Origin of the sequence: Tenacibaculum insulae, from assembly GCF_964512435.1 — a bacterium.
Taxonomy (GTDB): Bacteria; Bacteroidota; Bacteroidia; order Flavobacteriales; family Flavobacteriaceae; genus Polaribacter; species Polaribacter insulae_A.
Map to the genome: position 1 here is coordinate 2,229,750 of NZ_OZ208512.1, position 17,751 is coordinate 2,247,500.

A 17,751-nucleotide genomic window follows, 5' to 3' on the forward strand; every position below is an offset into this window, starting at 1 on the left:
ATTATAATTATTCTATTTTTGATGATAGGACTTTTGGGACACTCTCGAGTGTCCAATATAAATCGTTATAAATAGTTTGGATATTGGTTAACAATAATTTTGGAGTTATGCCTGTTCTGTTTTTAAAATGAAGATTTAAATCTGATTGATCATAATAATTTCCTACATGGGCAAGTGCTGTAAAGTTTGGTTTATTAGATTTCTTTTGATAATAATTTAGAGTTTTTCTAAACTTTACTATTGCCTTGTATTCAGATGGAGAGTATAAAAGATGTTTTTTAAAAAGCCTTAAAAGAGTTTTGCGTGAAATATTAAGATCTGTTGCTATTTGTTGAACTGAATCTAAATCTGAATTTTCAATTATTTTTACTACTGCTTTAGACAATGTGTCTTCCTTGAAGCCTATTATATGTTTAGAAAAATAATTATCTAATAGATCTCTTTTTTGTATGATATTTTCGGTTTCATATACTTGATCGATTACAGTATCAAACGTCTTTCCAAAATAATCAAATAAAGTGCAATAATCTTTTGTTATACTTGATATTGGTATGTTTAAAAAATGGTTTAATCCCAATGGATTAAATACAATAGTAATTTTATTAAACGCACCCTTCATTATTATTTCCCTTGAAACATCAAACTTTACTACTAATATTTTAAGGTTATTTTCTTCTTTTTTATATTCATGAGTTCTAGAAAACTCATTTAAGGTAACTTCACTATTTTTATAAATATTTAATGAAGTAAGATAATTAGGGTAATATGTGATTTTTTGAAAATATTTTGGGTCTGTAGAACTATGTAGATAATAATACTTAATTAATTTTTTAAGTTTTTCATCTTTTGGAATTATTTCTTTATAGATTGAATTATCATTCATTTATAATATATTGTTTAAAATAGTATTATAAGATTAATTAGTTCTTTTGATTTTTTTTTTAAAATCTGAATTTCACTTAGCATACTTCCTTTTCCTTAAATAATTAAAGCCAAAACCAAACAAACCAAGTAATACTAACGGAATACCGATATTTATAAATTGCCAAAAACTTTTTTCGGTATAAGCTTTTTGTTTATCTAATAAATTAATGGTAACTGTTTTATTACGTAGTTTAATTAAACCAGAATCATCTAGTAAATAATCAATAGTATTTATTAAAAACTCTTTGTTCCCAAATTGTTCACCTGTCCATTTATCCAACGCTAAATCGTGCGGTTTACCTTTTAAAATTTGATTTTTTGCAATATCTCCATCCGCAATAACTACCATTTTATTAGCATTACTTTCTGCTTTAAAATTAGGAGTATCAAACGGTTTTGTTCTGTTTTTATAAGCAGAAGTAAAAGTACCTTCTAACAAAACGGCTAAAAGTTGTGGCCCGCCATTGTATTCGTTTTCTTTTGGTTGTTTTGCAATACTCTGTAATTCAACAAAATTAGGAGTTCCGATTTTTTTAGTTAAAACAGAGCTAACTAGTAAAGGTGTTTTTTTTAGATTTCCTTTTAAAGTATCTATTTGCGTGGTAAAACGAAAACGAACGGGAGCAAGGTTTTTGGTAATTGAATGATTTGGATTTCCGTTTACCAACGGATGATAAAACCAGTTTAAATGTTGAAATTGTGCTTGATTGCCTGTGTTACCAGTTGCAAGCGGAATTTTAGCAGAATATAAATCCTGAATTAGTTTATTGTTGACGCGTACTTGGTAACTAAACAATAAATCGGTTAAATTTAAATCACGCGGAAAAGCAAGCATTTTTCCTTCGTTATACAAACTATCGGTATCAGCATAATTTTGATCAATCATCCAAAGCGATTTTCCGCCGTTGGTAATAAATTGATCGAGGGTAAATTTTTCTTGTTCAGTAAAACGCTCCGTCGGTTTTGCAATAATTGCTAAATCGTATTTTGTTAAATCGCTGATGGTTTTTTGCGGATTTTTAGCAACACTATCTAAAGTAAATTTAGCTAAATGATATTTTTCACCAATTTCACTTAATAAACTATATAAATAAATGTCTTCTAATTCGCCGTTACCAGAAATTACAGCTATTTTTTGTTTTGCTGTTTTAGTGATATTATAAATGGCGTTAATAAAAGAATATTCTAATTTTTCAATAGCATTTTGTAGTTGTGCTTCTTGAGTTTTAGCAACCGAATTTGGTAATAAAGAAACGAGTTCGCTTTTTTTACCGATATTAATTTCTGCCCAAGGAAAAATAATAGCTTCAGATAATTTACCATCTTCTTCAACAGTTAATTGACTTGGCATCATGCCTTTTTTTATCAATCGCTCACGAATGTTATCAGGATTGATAAAACGAAACTGAATGTTCTTGTTTTTTGCTTTTAATTCCTCTAAAAATTGACGTGTTTCAATCTGTAATCTTTTAAATTCAGCAGGAAAATCACCTTCTAAATACACGTTTACAAAAACAGTATTATCAATATTATCTAATATGTTTTTACTAACATCAGATATTGTAAAACGCTTATCTTTTGTTAAATCAAATCTTTTGTATATTGATGTTGAAAGATAGTTTAATAATAACAATCCGATAAAAACAAATGCAATATGTTGTAGCTTCTTATTCATTTTTTAATTGTTGTTTGGTGATGAATAAAAAGAAAAAGGTAACAGATAAAAAGTAAATAACATCACGTGTGTCAATTACACCGCGGCTAATACTTTTAAAATGGTCGTTAATTCCTAATTGTTGTATCGAATTCCCCAAAGTGCTACTTACGGCATCAAATCCGTAGAAAAAAATAAAAGTGATAAACACACTTAAAATAAAAGCTACAATCTGATTTTTAGAAAGGGTAGAAGTAAATAAGCCAATAGCAGTATAAGTTGCTGCTAAAAAAAGTAAACCTAAATACGAACCAATAGTACTACCAATATCTAAACTACCAACGGGATTTCCGAGTACATATACGGTGTATACATAAGTTAATGTAGGTATTAAAGCGATGCAAACAAGAAATAATGATGCTAAAAATTTACCTATTACAATTTGCCAATCACTTACTGGTTTTGTTTTTAGTATTTCAATAGTTCCGCTATTAAATTCATCTGCAAAACTTTTCATGGTAATAGCCGGAATTAAAAATAAAAATAACCACGGAGCCAAGTAAAAAAAAGAACTTAAATCGGCAAAACCAGCATTTAAAACATTAAAATTGTCTTTAAAAACCCATAAAAATAATCCGTTTACAAGTAAAAACACGCCAATAACTAAATAAGCAATGGGTGAAGCAAAAAACGAGTTAATTTCTTTTTTTAATATTGGATACATTATTCTTGGTGTATGTCTAAGCGAAAAATAGTATTATCATCAAATAAATCGTCATCATCTAAAATAAACTGATGCTTTTTTAATAACGTTATTGATGCTGTATTATTTTTATGTGTAAAAGCTTCAACTGTTTTTAGTTTTAAAATAGATTTTCCATATTCTAAAACAGTGTTCATAGCTTCGCTCATAAAACCTTCATTCTGAAAATCAGGATTTAATTCATAACCAATTTCAGCATAATCGTTTTCGGCATTGATGTTATGATATACAATAGTACCAATTATTTGGTTGGTTTCTTTTAGTTGCATTGCCCAAAAAATACGATTTCCTTTTTCAAATTCATCCAAACAAGTTTGAATAAAAGCATCAGCATCATTTAAGTTTTTAGGTATGTTTCTAGTAATTAACTTATTAATTTCTTTACTAGAACGCAATTTAAAAATGGTTCTTTTATCAGTAAAAGATAATTGACGAAGTTGTAATCTTTCAGATGAAAGTTCAGGAAAAGTTGTTGGATAATTCATTAAGGTAAGCTAACGGTTTTGTCAACACTCCAAGCTAATGGTTTGTCGTTAAATAATACTTTGGTTTGTGCCCAAACTCCTTTAAATAAATCAGAGTTTCGATAATTTTCTAAATCTTGTTCGGTTTCCCAGTAACTGTAAGTAAAAAAGATGTCTGTATTTGTTTTGTCTCTATATAATTCTAATAAATTACAACCAGGAGATTTACGGATAAACTCTTTTTTGGCATTGAAATTTGTTAAAAATTCTTCAATTTTTTCTGATTGAAAACTCATTTTTACAATTCGTACAAACATATAATTAATTTATAGTGATAAATTCGGGTGAATCAATTGTTTCAAATTCTATGGTAATGGTGTCTCTGTATTTTAATCCTAATAAGGTAGAGGCACCACCAACATTGTCTATATTACTTCGGTAAATAGCAATTTCTAAAAATCCTGCCGAATTAAATAAGGCAAGTTTATCGCCATCAAAACCTCTTTTTTCTTCAGGAATAGTGTAATTTACAATTTCGTTATAACCGTTGTGTATTTTTTTAAAATAATTACGTTTAGCAGTAATCGTAAACATTCTTCCTTTACCAATATTATTAAATAACTTTTTGCTAATATTGGTAATTACGTTGCCATAATTATCAGTATAAATAACGCCGCCAATAATAATATTTTGAGCCTGATTTATTTTTGGCTGTATTTCAATAATTTTTTTATAAGCAGTTGTTTCTTTACCGATAACACTTAAACTACCACCCCGCGCAATATGCGATGCTACTTTTACAAAAACATCTAAAACAGGAAAACTTGTTTTAATATGATTGTGAATGTTTATTTCAACAATTTTTGTGGGATTTATTTCTGATGCAATCATTGATATTAATCCGTTATCAGGACAAATAAAATAATGATTATCTAATTCAATCGCTATATGTTTATTATCAACACTTAATTCAGAATCTACCCCAACAATATGGATGGTTTTATCAGGGAAACTCTTATATGCATTTTTTAAAATATACGAAGTTTCGGTAATGTTAAACGGAGTAATATGATGCGTAATGTCTACAATTTTAGCCTCGGGTAACTCGCTATAAATAGCCCCTTTTACAGCCCCTACAAAGTGGTCTTTTATTCCAAAATCGGTAGTTAATGTAATTAGAGACATTAATTTAATTACTTGTTTATTAGTAGGTTATTGAATTGTGCTAAAATTTATAGCAAAACTACATAATTCAATAAAAATAATCATTATTTTTAAACTGAATAAAATAAAATATTTATCAATTGAACGAACGCACTATTGAATTAACAGAAATCGACCCAAACGATTTCTTCGGAGCCCAAAACAGCACGCTAACTCAGTTAAAAAAATATTTTCCGAAAGTTAAAATTGTAGCGAGAGGAAATAAACTTAAAATTTACGGTGAACCTGAAATTTTAAACGAATTTGAAAAACGTTTAGCAATGCTTATTAAATATTTTAACAAGTACAATAAGTTAGATGAAAACAGTATCGAACGTATTTTAACATCAACAGGAAAAGAAGAAGAAATTCGAAAATCTGGTAAGATTGAAGGCGTTTTAGTACATGGTGTTAATGGTAAATTAATAAAAGCCCAAACGACCAATCAACGTAAAATGGTTGATTTAATGCAAAAAAACGACATGCTTTTTGCAGTTGGTCCAGCAGGAACAGGTAAAACTTACACAGCGGTTGCTTTGGCGGTAAAAGCGTTAAAAGAAAAAGAAGTTCGCAGAATAATATTAACACGACCTGCCGTAGAATCTGGCGAAAACTTAGGATTTCTTCCTGGTGATTTAAAAGAAAAACTAGACCCGTACATGCAACCTTTATACGATGCGTTGCGAGATATGATTCCGCATGAAAAGTTAGAGTCATATTTAGAAAAAGGAGTTATACAAATAGCACCTTTGGCTTTTATGCGTGGACGAACGTTAGATAACGCTTTTGTTATTTTAGATGAAGCACAAAATACAACACATAACCAAATGAAAATGTTTTTAACCCGAATGGGAATGCATGCTAAATTTATTATTACAGGAGATCCTGGGCAAATAGATTTACCTCGCAAACAAATTTCAGGTTTAAAAGAATCGTTATTAGCTTTAAAGGATATTAAAGGCATAGGTATGGTGTATTTAGATGATAAAGATGTGGTGCGCCACCGATTGATAAAAAGTATAATTAAGGCATATAAAAGTATAGAAACAGATTAGTATGAGGAAAAAAATAATTGCTTTTTATAATTATTAAAAAATAAAAATAAGATGGAAGTTACTACCGAGAAAAATGAAAAAGTAGCCAATATGATATTTGGAACTATTTATCCTCTTTATTTGAATAGATTAGAGAAAAATGGAAGAACAAAAGAAGAACTAAACCAAGTAATAGAATGGTTTACAGGTTTTGATACAGATACTTTACAAACACTTATTGATGAGAAAGTAACTTTTGAAACATTTTTTAAAAAAGCAAAAATACATACTAACGCTCATTTAATTAAAGGAGTTGTTTGTGGTTATCGAATTGAAGAAATAGCTGATGAATTTGAATTGTATAAACAATGCAGACGTATGGAAAAACTTATAGATGAATTAGCTAGAGGACGAAAAATGGAGAAGATTTTACGAAAAGAAAAGCAATAAAATAACCATCTAACATTAAAAATAACACTTTTTTAGATTAAAAGAGATAAAAAATGAAAAACAAATTAACACGATATTTTTTTAATTACATCCTTATTTTATTACTGATTTCATGTTCTTCAAAAGAAGAAAATAGTGAGGTTAAAAACGATAATGTAGAAAAGAAAATAACTTTATTTTTTGTAAACGATCAGCATGCGCGATTAGATAATTTTGCAAAAATTAAATACATAGTCGATAAAGAAAAAGAAACAAATAATGTAATTGTAGCTTGTAGTGGTGATATGTTTTCTGGTAGCCCTGTGGTAGATAATTATAAAGACGGGCAAGGATATCCGATGATTGATATTATGAATAAAGTTGGTTTTGATATCTCAGTATTAGGAAACCACGAGTTTGATTATGGTGAGGCAACTCTTAAAGAAAGAATAAATCAAGCTAATTTTAAATGGGTTTGTGCAAATGTAGATATGTTAGCAACCGATGTACCACAGCCAAAAGAATATTATACGATAGAAAAAGAAGGTTTAAGAATTACTTTTTTAGGTTTGGTTGAAACAAACGGGAAAGACAATGCTACAATTCCGTCTACACATCCATGGAGAGTTAAAAACTTTGCTTTTCAACGCCCTGAAGATGTGGTAGGAAAGTTTAAAGATGTAAAAGAAAGTGAAAATTCTGATGTTTTTATAGCTTTAACTCACTTAGGGCATTCTGTAAATAACGGATTAGGAGATGTGCAATTAGCTAATCAATTTCCTTTTTTCGATCTAATTATCGGAGGGCATTCTCATCAAGAAATAAATACAACAGAAAACGGAATTCCGATTTATCAATCAGGTTCTTATTTAAAAAATTTAGGAAAGATAGAGTTATCAGTAAAAAATAAAAAAATTACAGCAATTAACTACAGCTTAATTAATTTAGATCAGGTAACTGAATACGATCAAAGCCTTAAAAATAGTATTGATAATTATAATAATTTACCAGATTTAAAAGAAGTTGTTGGTAATTCGGTTATAAATCATGAAAAACATAAAGTTGGTTGTTTTTATGCTGATGCAATAAAAAATACGATGAATGTTGATGTTTCTTTTCAAAATTCAGGAGGTGTAAGAAATTCGTTAGATCAAGGAGATATTACCAAAAACGAAATTTATACAATCGAACCTTTTAATAATGGTACCGTAAAGTATGAAATGACAATAAAACAAATAAAAGATTTTTTAATAGGCTCTCAATCCGGATTTTATTACTCAGGAATTCAAATAACTCAAGTAGGAAATACTGTTGAGATAAAAGATGCATCCGGAGTTGTTATGGATGATACAACTACAGTTTCCGTTGGGTTAAACGATTATATACCAGCTGTTCATGGTAGCTATTTTCCTGTAGATAATACCATTCAAGCTCTTTCTGCTGCAGAGTCAATTATATATTATTTACAAAACATAAATTCTGAAGTTAATTATCCGCAGTGTGGTAACTTTTTTAGATATTCTAATTAAAAAATAATGCTATTTTAATCTTTTTGATAAAAAAATAAAAAGAAGAATAAATAACATATTTTTGCAACCAACAACACAACACAAAAAACAATGAATACAATTAACGAAACTAATTTTCAGTTTCCGAAGCAAAAATCGGTTTACAAAGGTAAAGTCCGTGAAGTTTATAATATTGATGACGAACTTTTAGTAATGATAGCTTCAGATAGGTTATCAGCTTTTGATGTAATATTACCACGTCAAATTCCTTTTAAAGGGCAAATTTTAAATCAGATTGCAACCAAAATGATGAACGATACAGCAGATGTTGTTCCGAATTGGTTACACGCAAATCCAGATGAAAATGTGGCAATAGGTTATTTATGCCAGCCTTTTAAGGTAGAAATGGTAATCCGCGGATATATGTCTGGACATGCAGCGCGCGAATATAAAGCTGGTAAAAGAGTTTTATGTGGTGTAACTATGGCAGAAGGAATGCAAGAAAACGATCAATTTCCAACACCAATTATTACGCCTTCTACAAAAGCAGCAAATGGCGATCATGATGAAGATATAACTCGTGAAGAAATTTTATCAAAAGGAATTGTTTCTGAAGAAGATTACATTGTTTTAGAAAAATATACCAGAGCATTGTTTCAAAGAGGAACAGAAATAGCTGCTTCTCGCGGATTGATTTTAGTAGATACTAAGTATGAGTTCGGTAAAACGAAAGACGGAAAAATTGTTTTAATTGATGAGATTCATACACCAGATTCTTCTCGCTATTTTTATGCTGATGGATATGCAGCGCGTCAAGAAAAAGGAGAACCTCAAAAACAATTATCAAAAGAATTTGTACGTCAGTGGTTAATTGAAAATGGATTTCAAGGAAAAGACGGACAGCAAATTCCTGAAATGTCTGACGAAAAAGTTATTGAGATTTCAAATAGATATATTGAATTGTATGAGCAAATTACAGGCGAAGTATTTGTAAAAGCATCAACAGAAAATGTATTGGAAAGAATAGAAAAAAACGTAACGGAGTTTTTAAATTCCTAAAAAAAAATATTAACTGCAAACGGAAAAACTTTTTTTGAAGTTTATTTTAAAAGCAGTTAAAAATAAAACAAACAACAATGATAATAGCACCAAGAACTAGAGGATTTATTTGTTTAACATCGCACCCAACAGGTTGTGCGCAAAATGTTAAAGATCAAATAGCGTATGTACAATCTAAAGGGAAAATAGAAGGCGCAAAAAAAGTATTAGTAATCGGTTCATCAACTGGTTTTGGATTGGCATCAAGAATTTCAAGTGCATTTGGTTCAGATGCTGCAACAATTGGAGTATTTTTTGATAAACCAGCTACTGAAGGAAGACCAGGTTCACCAGGTTTTTACAACACAGCTGCTTTTGAAAAAGAAGCCCAAAAAGCAGGTTTATATGCAAAAAGTATAAACGGAGATGCGTTTTCTAACGAGATAAAAGAGCAAGTTGTAAAGCTAATTAAAGAAGACTTAGGTCAGATAGATTTAGTAATTTACAGTTTAGCATCACCAGTAAGAACACATCCAACATCAGGAAAACGATTTAAGTCGGTTTTAAAACCAATCGGAGAAGTGTTTACCAATAAAACAGTAGATTTTCATACAGGAAATGTATCAGAAATCTCTATCAATCCTGCCGAAGGAGAAGATGTTGCAAACACAGTAACAGTAATGGGTGGTGAAGATTGGAAAATGTGGATGGATGCTTTGCAAGCAGAAAACTTATTATCAGAAGGCGCAACAACGGTCGCTTATTCGTATATCGGACCTGAGGTAACAAAACCTGTGTACAGAAACGGAACAATTGGTGCTGCAAAAGACGATTTAGAAGCAACGGCTTTTAAAATTTCTGATGATTTAAAATCGATTAAAGGTAGTGCTTATGTTTCAGTAAATAAAGCATTGGTAACGCAGGCAAGTTCTGCAATTCCGGTAATTCCGTTATATATTTCATTATTATTTAAAGTGATGAAAGAAAAAGGAATTCACGAAGGTTGTATTGAGCAAATTCAACGTTTATATAGTGAGCGTTTATTTGGCGGAAGTTTAGATTTAGATGCTAAAGGAAGAATTAGAATTGATGATTTAGAAATGCGTGAAGATGTACAAGCAGAAATTTCTGAATTATGGAAAAAAGCTACCACAGAAAACTTGGCTGAAATAGGAGATTTAGAAGGTTACAGTAATGAATTTTTTAAATTATTCGGATTTAAAGTTACAGGAGTAGATTATGATGCCGATGTAAACGAGTTGGTTAACATTCCGAGTATTCAATAAATCAATAAAAAATAAATTCAAAGCCTCATAGATATAATGTCTATGAGGTTTTTTAATTATATTTAAGTTTTAAATAAAACTATGAAAGTTGCTTCAATTAAAATAATAAAAGACGAGTTAAAACATCAAAATTCAGCAGAATTATTAGAATTGTGTTTAAAATTAGCGCGTTTTAAAAAAGAAAACAAAGAGCTGTTAACTTATTTATTGTTTGAATCTCATGATGAAGAACGTTACATTTTAGGTGTAAAAAACGAAATGGATGATTTGTTTGAGGCGATTAATACAAAAAGCTATTTTTTTATCAGAAAAAGCGTTCGTAAAATATTAACAAGCACCAAAAAGTACATTCGATTTTCAAAAAATAAAGAAACTGAAATAGCGCTATTGATTTATTTCTGTATAAAGTTAAAAAACATAAAACCATCAATAAAAAGAAGTCCGAGATTGCAAAATATTCTAGTAACTCAAATTAAGTTGATAGAAAAACTTTTATTAAAATTGCACGAAGATTTACAGTACGATTATCGCCTAGAGCTAGAAAAATTATCTTAAAAAATGGTTGAATGCTATTCTGAATCTAGTTTAAAAAAACATGTAATAGCGCATAATATATAGAAGCTATTAAGTAGTAGGAGAAAAGCTAAGAATTTTTACGTAACTTAATCGGGTAAAAATTAAAACAACCAAAATGCCAAATTACACTTTAAAAATTAACGGAAAATCTCATTCTTTTTCTGCGGATGCCGACACGCCTTTATTATGGGTTTTACGTGATGAGCTTAATTTAGTAGGAACTAAATTCGGTTGCGGAATTGAGGAGTGCGGTGCTTGTACGATTCATATAGACGGTGCAGCAATGCGAAGTTGTCAATTAAAAGTATCAATGTTAAATACACAAGAAATTACTACAATTGAAGGTTTATCGGCAGATGGAAACCATCCGTTGCAAGAAGCTTGGAAAGAAGTTGATGTTCCGCAATGCGGATATTGTCAAGCAGGACAAATTATGACTGCAGCTTCATTTTTAAAGGAAAACCCAAATCCATCCGAAGAAGAAATTCGCGAAGCAATGCATGGTAATTTATGTAGATGTGCTTCGTATAATAGAATAGAAAAAGCGGTAGGAATTGCAGCAAAAAAAATGTCTTAAAAATAAAACGATGAGCACACAAGAAAATAAATTAACGTTCAGTAGAAGAAATTTTTTAAGAACATCGGTAATTGCAAGTGGAGGTATTATGATTGGTTTTAACCTTTTTACGGCTTGTAAACCTAATGTAAAACCATCGGTTGATATAGAAAATTTAAATTTTAACGATTTTAATGCTTTTATTAAAATTTCAGATGATGGTTATGTAACAATCTATTCTCCAAATCCAGAAATCGGACAAGGAGTAAAAACAGCAATGCCAATGATTATTGCTGAAGAATTAGATGTTGATTGGGATAAAGTTCATGTTGCTCAAGCGTCATTAAATACCAAAAGTTATAAGCGCCAGCTTGCAGGAGGGAGTCAATCTATTCGTTTTGGTTGGGATGCTTTACGTCAAACTGGGGCAACAACTAAACAAATGTTGGTAAATGCTGCCGCAACAAAATGGGGTGTTAAAGCTGCAACTTGTAAAGCTTCAAAAGGAGTTATTACAAATGCAAAAGGGGAAAAATTAGGATATGGAGAGGTCGTTAAAGAGGCTGCCGTTTTGGAAGTTCCAGAAAATGTAACTTTAAAAAAATCTTCCGAATTTACAATTATAGGCACAAATGCTACGAATGTAGATTTAGATAAAATTGTTACAGGTAAACCTTTATTCGGATTAGATTATAAAACAGAAGGAATGTTATATGCTTCTGTATTGCGTCCACCAGCTTTTGGGCAAATTTTAGCTTCTTTTGATGCTTCCAAAGCCGAAAAAATTAAAGGGGTGCTAAAAGTGATTACTATTGGTGAAAAAGTAAGAGATTTTTTAAATTCTGGTAAATCTAACTGGACTTTTAAAATGTCAGAAACTGATAAGGTAGTTGTAATTGCAGAAAATACTTGGGCAGCCATTAAAGGAAAAAAAGCGATAAAAGCAGTTTGGAAAACTGAAAATGAATTAGAAAGTACAGAGGTTCAAAATAAAAAACTGAATAACATTTTAAACGGAGAAGATTTTAATGTTGGTAGAGAAGATGGTGATATTAAAAAAGCTTTTGCAGAGGCAGATAAAGTGATCGAAAAAACATATCACTCTCCTTTTTTACCGCATAACTGTTTAGAACCGATGAATTTTTATGCAAGTGTAACTCCTGAAAAAGTGCATTTAGTAGGGCCGGTACAAACACCAGAATATGCAGCTTTGGCTGTTTCTGAAATGTTAGGTAGAGATATAAATCAAGTACAGGTAGATATGACACGAATGGGAGGGGGATTTGGACGTCGTTTATACGGAGATTTCGTGTACGAAGCGGCTGAAATATCTAACGCCATTCAAAAACCAATAAAAGTAGTTTCAACAAGGGAAGATGATATGACAACCGGTATTTATCGTCCGGCGATTAAATATAGAATTGCAGCAGCAATAAAAGACAATAAAATTACAGGTTATCATTTAAAAGAAGCCGCAATTAATGGTAATATGTATGGATTAATTCCGCATTTTTTTCCTGCGGGATGTATTCCTAATTATAAAGTGTCTATAAAAAGTGCTAAAAGCAATGTTACTACAGGTGCTTGGCGAGCACCGTACACTAATTTTTTAGCGTTTGCAGAGCAATCTTTTTTTGATGAAGTAGCTCAAGAGTTAAATATTGATGCTGTACAATTGCGTTTAGAATTGTTACAAAATGTTAAAAATTCTACAGATGAAAAAATTGAATATTCAGGTGAACGAATGGAGAATACGATAAAATTAGCTGCCGAAAAAGGCGGTTGGGGAAAATCGAAAGAAGGCGTTTATCAAGGTTTTTCAGCGTATTATAGTCACAATACACATGTTGCGGAAGTTGCTGAGGTGGTTTTAAAAGATGGTTTGCCAGTGGTAACTAAAGTTGTTGCTGCGGTAGATTGCGGAATTGTAGTAAACCCAACCGGAGCTATAAATCAAATTCAAGGAGGAGTTTTAGATGGTATTGGACATGCAATGTATGGAGATTTAACTTTTGATAAGGGAAAGCCATCCAACAAAAATTTTGATACCTACCGTTTAATACGAATGAAGGAAACTCCAAAAGTGGAGGTGCATTTTGTTAAAAATGAATTATCTCCTACAGGTTTAGGAGAACCTGGTTTACCACCTGCAGGCGGAGCGGTAGCAAATGCAATTTATAAAGCAATGGGTAATAGGTTGTATAAACAACCGTTTATCAACGAGTTAAAGACATCAATAAAAGGATAGTGTTTTAGAAATATTTCATAGAAAAAAGACACCTATTTAGGTGTCTTTTTTTTGGGAATTAAATGAAGTAGTTATCAATTTGAAAATCTCTTAAAAAAGCATTAATTTCGCAGGATATTAAACGACAAAAGTAATAATGGTAAAAGATTTATTTGAAAGAATTAAAGAAGATAAAGGACCTTTAGGTAAATGGGCAGATAAAGCAGAAGGATATTTTGTGTTCCCTAAATTAGAAGGGCCAATTTCTAACAGAATGTCTTTTAACGGAAAGAAAGTAGTTACTTGGAGTATTAATGATTATTTAGGTTTAGCAAACCATCCTGAGGTTTTAAAAGTGGATGGAGAATCTGCAGCGTTAGATGGATTAGCATACCCAATGGGAGCACGTATGATGTCTGGTCATACAAAATATCATGAACAATTAGAGCAAGAATGTGCTGAGTTTGTTGATAAAGAAGCTGCTTATTTAGTAAACTTTGGTTATCAAGGTATGGTTTCGGCTATTGATGCCTTGGTAAATAAAGATGATATTATTGTGTATGATATGGATACGCATGCATGTATTATAGACGGAGTTCGTTTGCATGCAGGTAAGCGTTTTGTGTATCGTCATAACGATATTGAAAGTTGCGAAAAGAACTTAAAAAGAGCAACAAGAATGGCCGAAAAAACTGGTGGAGGTATTCTATTAGTTTCTGAAGGTGTTTTTGGAATGCGTGGAGAGCAAGGTCGTTTAAAAGAAATTGTAGCTTTAAAAGAAAAATATAATTTCAGATTATTAGTTGATGATGCTCATGGTTTTGGAACATTAGGTGAAGGTGGTAAAGGAACAGGTTTTGAACAAGGAGTGCAAGATGGTATTGATGTTTATTTTGCAACATTTGCAAAGTCAATGGCAGGTATCGGAGCATTTTTTGCTGGAGATAAAGATGTGGTTCAGTATTTACAGTACAATATGCGATCTCAAATGTTTGCAAAATCATTACCAATGCCAATGGTAAAAGGTGCTTTAAAGCGTTTAGATATGATGCGTACCATGCCAGAGTTAAAAGAGAATTTATGGAAAATCACAAATGCCTTGCAGTCAGGTTTACGTGATGCAGGTTTCGATTTAGGTACTACGCAAACATGTATTACTCCTGTGTATTTAAAAGGAGAAATTCCAGAAGCAATGGCTATGGTTCAAGATTTACGTGAAAATCATGGAGTGTTCTGTTCAATAGTTGTATACCCTGTAATTCCTAAAGGATTAATTATTTTAAGGTTAATTCCTACAGCACGTCATACGCAAGAAGATGTAGATGAAACAATTGTTGCGTTTTCAGCAATACGAGAAAAGTTAGAAAACGGAACTTATAAAAAAATAGCAGAAGCTATTATGGCTGAATAACAATTATATAAAAAGATAAAAAAAACTCATGAAATATTTCATGAGTTTTTTTGTTTTAAAAAAGAAACGAATACATTTGGAATCCTTTTTGGTAATCAAAAGTTAATGAAAAAGTTTGCACACATATATATAATGTTATTTGTTTCTATTTCAATGGGACAAATAAAAGACACGCTCCCAAACTTTAATGATGAATATTTTTTGGTAAAAGATGGCGATAGTTTAATGATTACTTTAAATGAAGTTGCTGTTTTGCCAAAACATAAGTATAAAGAAAAATCAGATGCACGTTATTATTATTGGTTTAAACGAAAAGTTTTTAAAGCTTATCCTTATGCGGTATTAGCTATAAAAAGAATTGACAGCGTAAATGTTCGTTTATCAAAAATTAAATCAAAAAGAAAAAAACGAAAGTTTGTAAAAAAAACTCAAAAATATTTAGAAGAAGAGTTAACAAAACCTTTAAAAAAATTAACAAGAACTGAAGGTCGATTATTGTTAAAATTAATTCATCGTCAATCTGGTAAAACAGCTTTCAATAATGTAAAGGAATTACGTAGCGGGTGGAAGGCTTTTTGGTATAATACAACAGCCAATATGTTTAAGCTGTCATTAAAGTCAGAATATCTTCCAGAAGTAAATAATGAAGATTTTTTAATAGAAGATGTTTTGCAACGAGCGTTTATAGATGACGCATTAGAATATCAAGAACCCAAATTAAAAAAAGAATATAAATCGATAGTTTCAAAGGGACGCGGTTTTATAAATGTAGATTTTTATAAAAAGATGTTTGCGAAGCAGCGTAAAAAGCGATTAAAAAAGAAAAAGCGCATTAAAAAGTAGTTGCAAAAGCATTTTTAATACAATATATATGAGAGCTATTTTCATGGCGCGTCAATTTTCTACAAAAATTGTCGGGCTTTCACTGCTCGCTTTTTAGCTTTGTCAAGCAAAAAGAGCTCAAACATGTCGTTCAATCCCTCGCGCGAAGAACAATTTTAAAGGCAAATTTAATGTTAACTCCTTAGAAAACAATGATTCAAAAAAAAGATAGAAAAGGCAGTTGTTATGTTAAAAAAGGAATCTATATTTGCACCCGCTAAGGGAAAAACGAGTGTTTAGAATTTAGCAAAGTTCATTAAGATAAGGGTTAAGATATGGTCAAAAAAAGATTAAAAATAAGTTAATTTTTACTTGTTTAAATTGAAAGAAAGAGAGTATCTTTGCAGTCCGTTTTAAAGACGAAAGTTCATGTAAATATTGCAAAAAAAATAAATTAAAAAAACTTCAAAAACAATTTGTCAGTTTTAAAATAGTTTGTAGATTTGCAACCGCTTTAAGAAAGCGAAACGATCAGAGGGATTTTGGAATGGTTTTAGGTAAAAAAAATCAGTTAGTTCAAGTCTAACATTTCTACAAAAAAGGTTGAGTTAAAGAGATGAGATAATACTTGTCATTGGCGACTCGCCAAGTTCATTGAAAATATTGAAATTGACAGCGTAAACAAAGAGTAGAATAACCACGTTCTAATTCGTTAGAACAAATTCTTTTGAAACTTATTCATTAATATTATTTAAAATATACAATGAAGAGTTTGATCCTGGCTCAGGATGAACGCTAGCGGCAGGCTTAACACATGCAAGTCGAGGGGTAACATTGTAGCTTGCTGCAGATGACGACCGGCGAACGGGTGCGTAACGCGTATAGAATCTGCCTTGTACAGGAGGATAGCCTTTAGAAATGAAGATTAATACTCCATAATGCTAATTAGTGGCATCACAAATTAGTTAAAGATTTATCGGTACAAGATGACTATGCGTCCTATTAGCTAGATGGTAAGGTAACGGCTTACCATGGCAACGATAGGTAGGGGGTCTGAGAGGATTATCCCCCACACTGGTACTGAGACACGGACCAGACTCCTACGGGAGGCAGCAGTGAGGAATATTGGTCAATGGAGGCAACTCTGAACCAGCCATGCCGCGTGCAGGATGACTGCCCTATGGGTTGTAAACTGCTTTTATACAGGAAGAAACTTATCTACGTGTAGATAACTGACGGTACTGTAAGAATAAGGACCGGCTAACTCCGTGCCAGCAGCCGCGGTAATACGGAGGGTCCAAGCGTTATCCGGAATCATTGGGTTTAAAGGGTCCGCAGGCGGTCAATTAAGTCAGAGGTGAAATCCCGTCGCTCAACGACGGAACTGCCTTTGATACTGGTTGACTTGAGTTATACGGAAGTAGATAGAATAAGTAGTGTAGCGGTGAAATGCATAGATATTACTTAGAATACCGATTGCGAAGGCAGTCTACTACGTATATACTGACGCTCATGGACGAAAGCGTGGGGAGCGAACAGGATTAGATACCCTGGTAGTCCACGCCGTAAACGATGGATACTAGTTGTTGGGTTTCGACTCAGTGACTAAGCGAAAGTGATAAGTATCCCTTATGGGGAGTACGGTCGCAAGACTGAAACTCAAAGGAATTGACGGGGGCCCGCACAAGCGGTGGAGCATGTGGTTTAATTCGATGATACGCGAGGAACCTTACCAGGGCTTAAATGTAGAGTGACAGGGCTAGAGATAGCTTTTTCTTCGGACACTTTACAAGGTGCTGCATGGTTGTCGTCAGCTCGTGCCGTGAGGTGTCAGGTTAAGTCCTATAACGAGCGCA

The 17,751-nt window shown here is 31.7% G+C and carries 16 protein-coding genes and 1 rRNA gene (1 of these 17 cut by a window edge); 11 read left to right on the forward strand and 6 right to left on the reverse strand.

Annotated features, from left to right (window positions below; translation table 11 throughout):
- Positions 1-7: 7 nt before the first annotated feature.
- The 6 genes from ACN5J5_RS10295 to ACN5J5_RS10320 all read right to left on the reverse strand — a co-directional run bounded on the left by ACN5J5_RS10295 (position 8) and on the right by ACN5J5_RS10320 (position 4,990).
- Positions 8-883, reverse strand: a complete 876-nt coding sequence (locus tag ACN5J5_RS10295) for a helix-turn-helix domain-containing protein (protein WP_418644821.1) — start codon at positions 881-883, stop codon at positions 8-10.
- Positions 884-955: 72 nt separating this feature from the next.
- Positions 956-2,599 (reverse strand): gliding motility-associated ABC transporter substrate-binding protein GldG, encoded by a 1,644-nt coding sequence (gldG, locus tag ACN5J5_RS10300; RefSeq protein WP_418644822.1) that lies wholly within the window; start codon positions 2,597-2,599, stop codon positions 956-958.
- The gene (gene gldF, locus ACN5J5_RS10305) at positions 2,592-3,302 is read right to left on the reverse strand and encodes a gliding motility-associated ABC transporter permease subunit GldF (RefSeq protein ID WP_418644823.1); all 711 of its coding nucleotides are present in this window, start codon (positions 3,300-3,302) and stop codon (positions 2,592-2,594) included. The genes gldG and gldF overlap by 8 nt, the downstream gene beginning before the upstream one ends.
- Positions 3,302-3,826 (reverse strand): GNAT family N-acetyltransferase, encoded by a 525-nt coding sequence (locus ACN5J5_RS10310; RefSeq protein ID WP_418644824.1) that lies wholly within the window; start codon positions 3,824-3,826, stop codon positions 3,302-3,304. Before ACN5J5_RS10310 ends, gldF begins: the two co-directional genes overlap by 1 nt.
- A complete protein-coding gene (locus ACN5J5_RS10315) occupies positions 3,826-4,122 on the reverse strand; it encodes a putative quinol monooxygenase (protein ID WP_418644825.1) in 297 nt (98 codons plus the stop codon). The genes ACN5J5_RS10310 and ACN5J5_RS10315 overlap by 1 nt, the downstream gene beginning before the upstream one ends.
- 4 nt (positions 4,123-4,126) lie before the next feature.
- Positions 4,127-4,990 (reverse strand): SAM hydrolase/SAM-dependent halogenase family protein, encoded by an 864-nt coding sequence (locus ACN5J5_RS10320; RefSeq protein ID WP_418644826.1) that lies wholly within the window; start codon positions 4,988-4,990, stop codon positions 4,127-4,129.
- 119 nt (positions 4,991-5,109) lie between these two features.
- Between ACN5J5_RS10320 and ACN5J5_RS10325 the strand changes: the two genes are divergently transcribed.
- The 11 genes from ACN5J5_RS10325 to ACN5J5_RS10375 all read left to right on the forward strand — a co-directional run.
- Entirely contained in the window at positions 5,110-6,063 is a 954-nt protein-coding gene (locus ACN5J5_RS10325) for a PhoH family protein (protein ID WP_418644827.1), read from the forward strand.
- 51 nt (positions 6,064-6,114) lie between these two features.
- A complete protein-coding gene (locus ACN5J5_RS10330; RefSeq protein ID WP_418644828.1) occupies positions 6,115-6,492 on the forward strand; it encodes a DUF2200 domain-containing protein in 378 nt (125 codons plus the stop codon).
- 53 nt (positions 6,493-6,545) lie between these two features.
- Positions 6,546-8,000, forward strand: a complete 1,455-nt coding sequence (locus tag ACN5J5_RS10335) for a bifunctional metallophosphatase/5'-nucleotidase (protein ID WP_418644829.1) — start codon at positions 6,546-6,548, stop codon at positions 7,998-8,000.
- 90 nt (positions 8,001-8,090) lie between these two features.
- On the forward strand, positions 8,091-9,038 hold the full coding sequence (locus ACN5J5_RS10340) for a phosphoribosylaminoimidazolesuccinocarboxamide synthase (protein WP_418644830.1): 948 nt from the start codon (positions 8,091-8,093) through the stop codon (positions 9,036-9,038).
- 77 nt (positions 9,039-9,115) lie between these two features.
- Positions 9,116-10,303, forward strand: a complete 1,188-nt coding sequence (gene fabV, locus ACN5J5_RS10345) for an enoyl-ACP reductase FabV (RefSeq protein WP_418644831.1) — start codon at positions 9,116-9,118, stop codon at positions 10,301-10,303.
- 81 nt (positions 10,304-10,384) lie between these two features.
- Positions 10,385-10,858: a hypothetical protein gene (locus ACN5J5_RS10350; RefSeq protein WP_418644832.1), complete on the forward strand. Its 474-nt coding sequence runs from the start codon at positions 10,385-10,387 to the stop codon at positions 10,856-10,858.
- A gap of 136 nt (positions 10,859-10,994) precedes the next feature.
- Positions 10,995-11,456: a (2Fe-2S)-binding protein gene (locus ACN5J5_RS10355; RefSeq protein ID WP_418644833.1), complete on the forward strand. Its 462-nt coding sequence runs from the start codon at positions 10,995-10,997 to the stop codon at positions 11,454-11,456.
- 10 nt (positions 11,457-11,466) lie between these two features.
- On the forward strand, positions 11,467-13,683 hold the full coding sequence (locus ACN5J5_RS10360; RefSeq protein WP_418644834.1) for a molybdopterin cofactor-binding domain-containing protein: 2,217 nt from the start codon (positions 11,467-11,469) through the stop codon (positions 13,681-13,683).
- A 136-nt stretch (positions 13,684-13,819) separates the two neighbouring features.
- Positions 13,820-15,073 (forward strand): aminotransferase class I/II-fold pyridoxal phosphate-dependent enzyme, encoded by a 1,254-nt coding sequence (locus tag ACN5J5_RS10365; protein WP_418644835.1) that lies wholly within the window; start codon positions 13,820-13,822, stop codon positions 15,071-15,073.
- Positions 15,074-15,178: 105 nt separating this feature from the next.
- The gene (locus tag ACN5J5_RS10370; RefSeq protein ID WP_418644836.1) at positions 15,179-15,916 is read left to right on the forward strand and encodes a DUF4294 domain-containing protein; all 738 of its coding nucleotides are present in this window, start codon (positions 15,179-15,181) and stop codon (positions 15,914-15,916) included.
- Positions 15,917-16,655: 739 nt separating this feature from the next.
- Positions 16,656-17,751, forward strand: a 16S ribosomal RNA gene (locus tag ACN5J5_RS10375) (it continues 424 nt past the right edge of the window).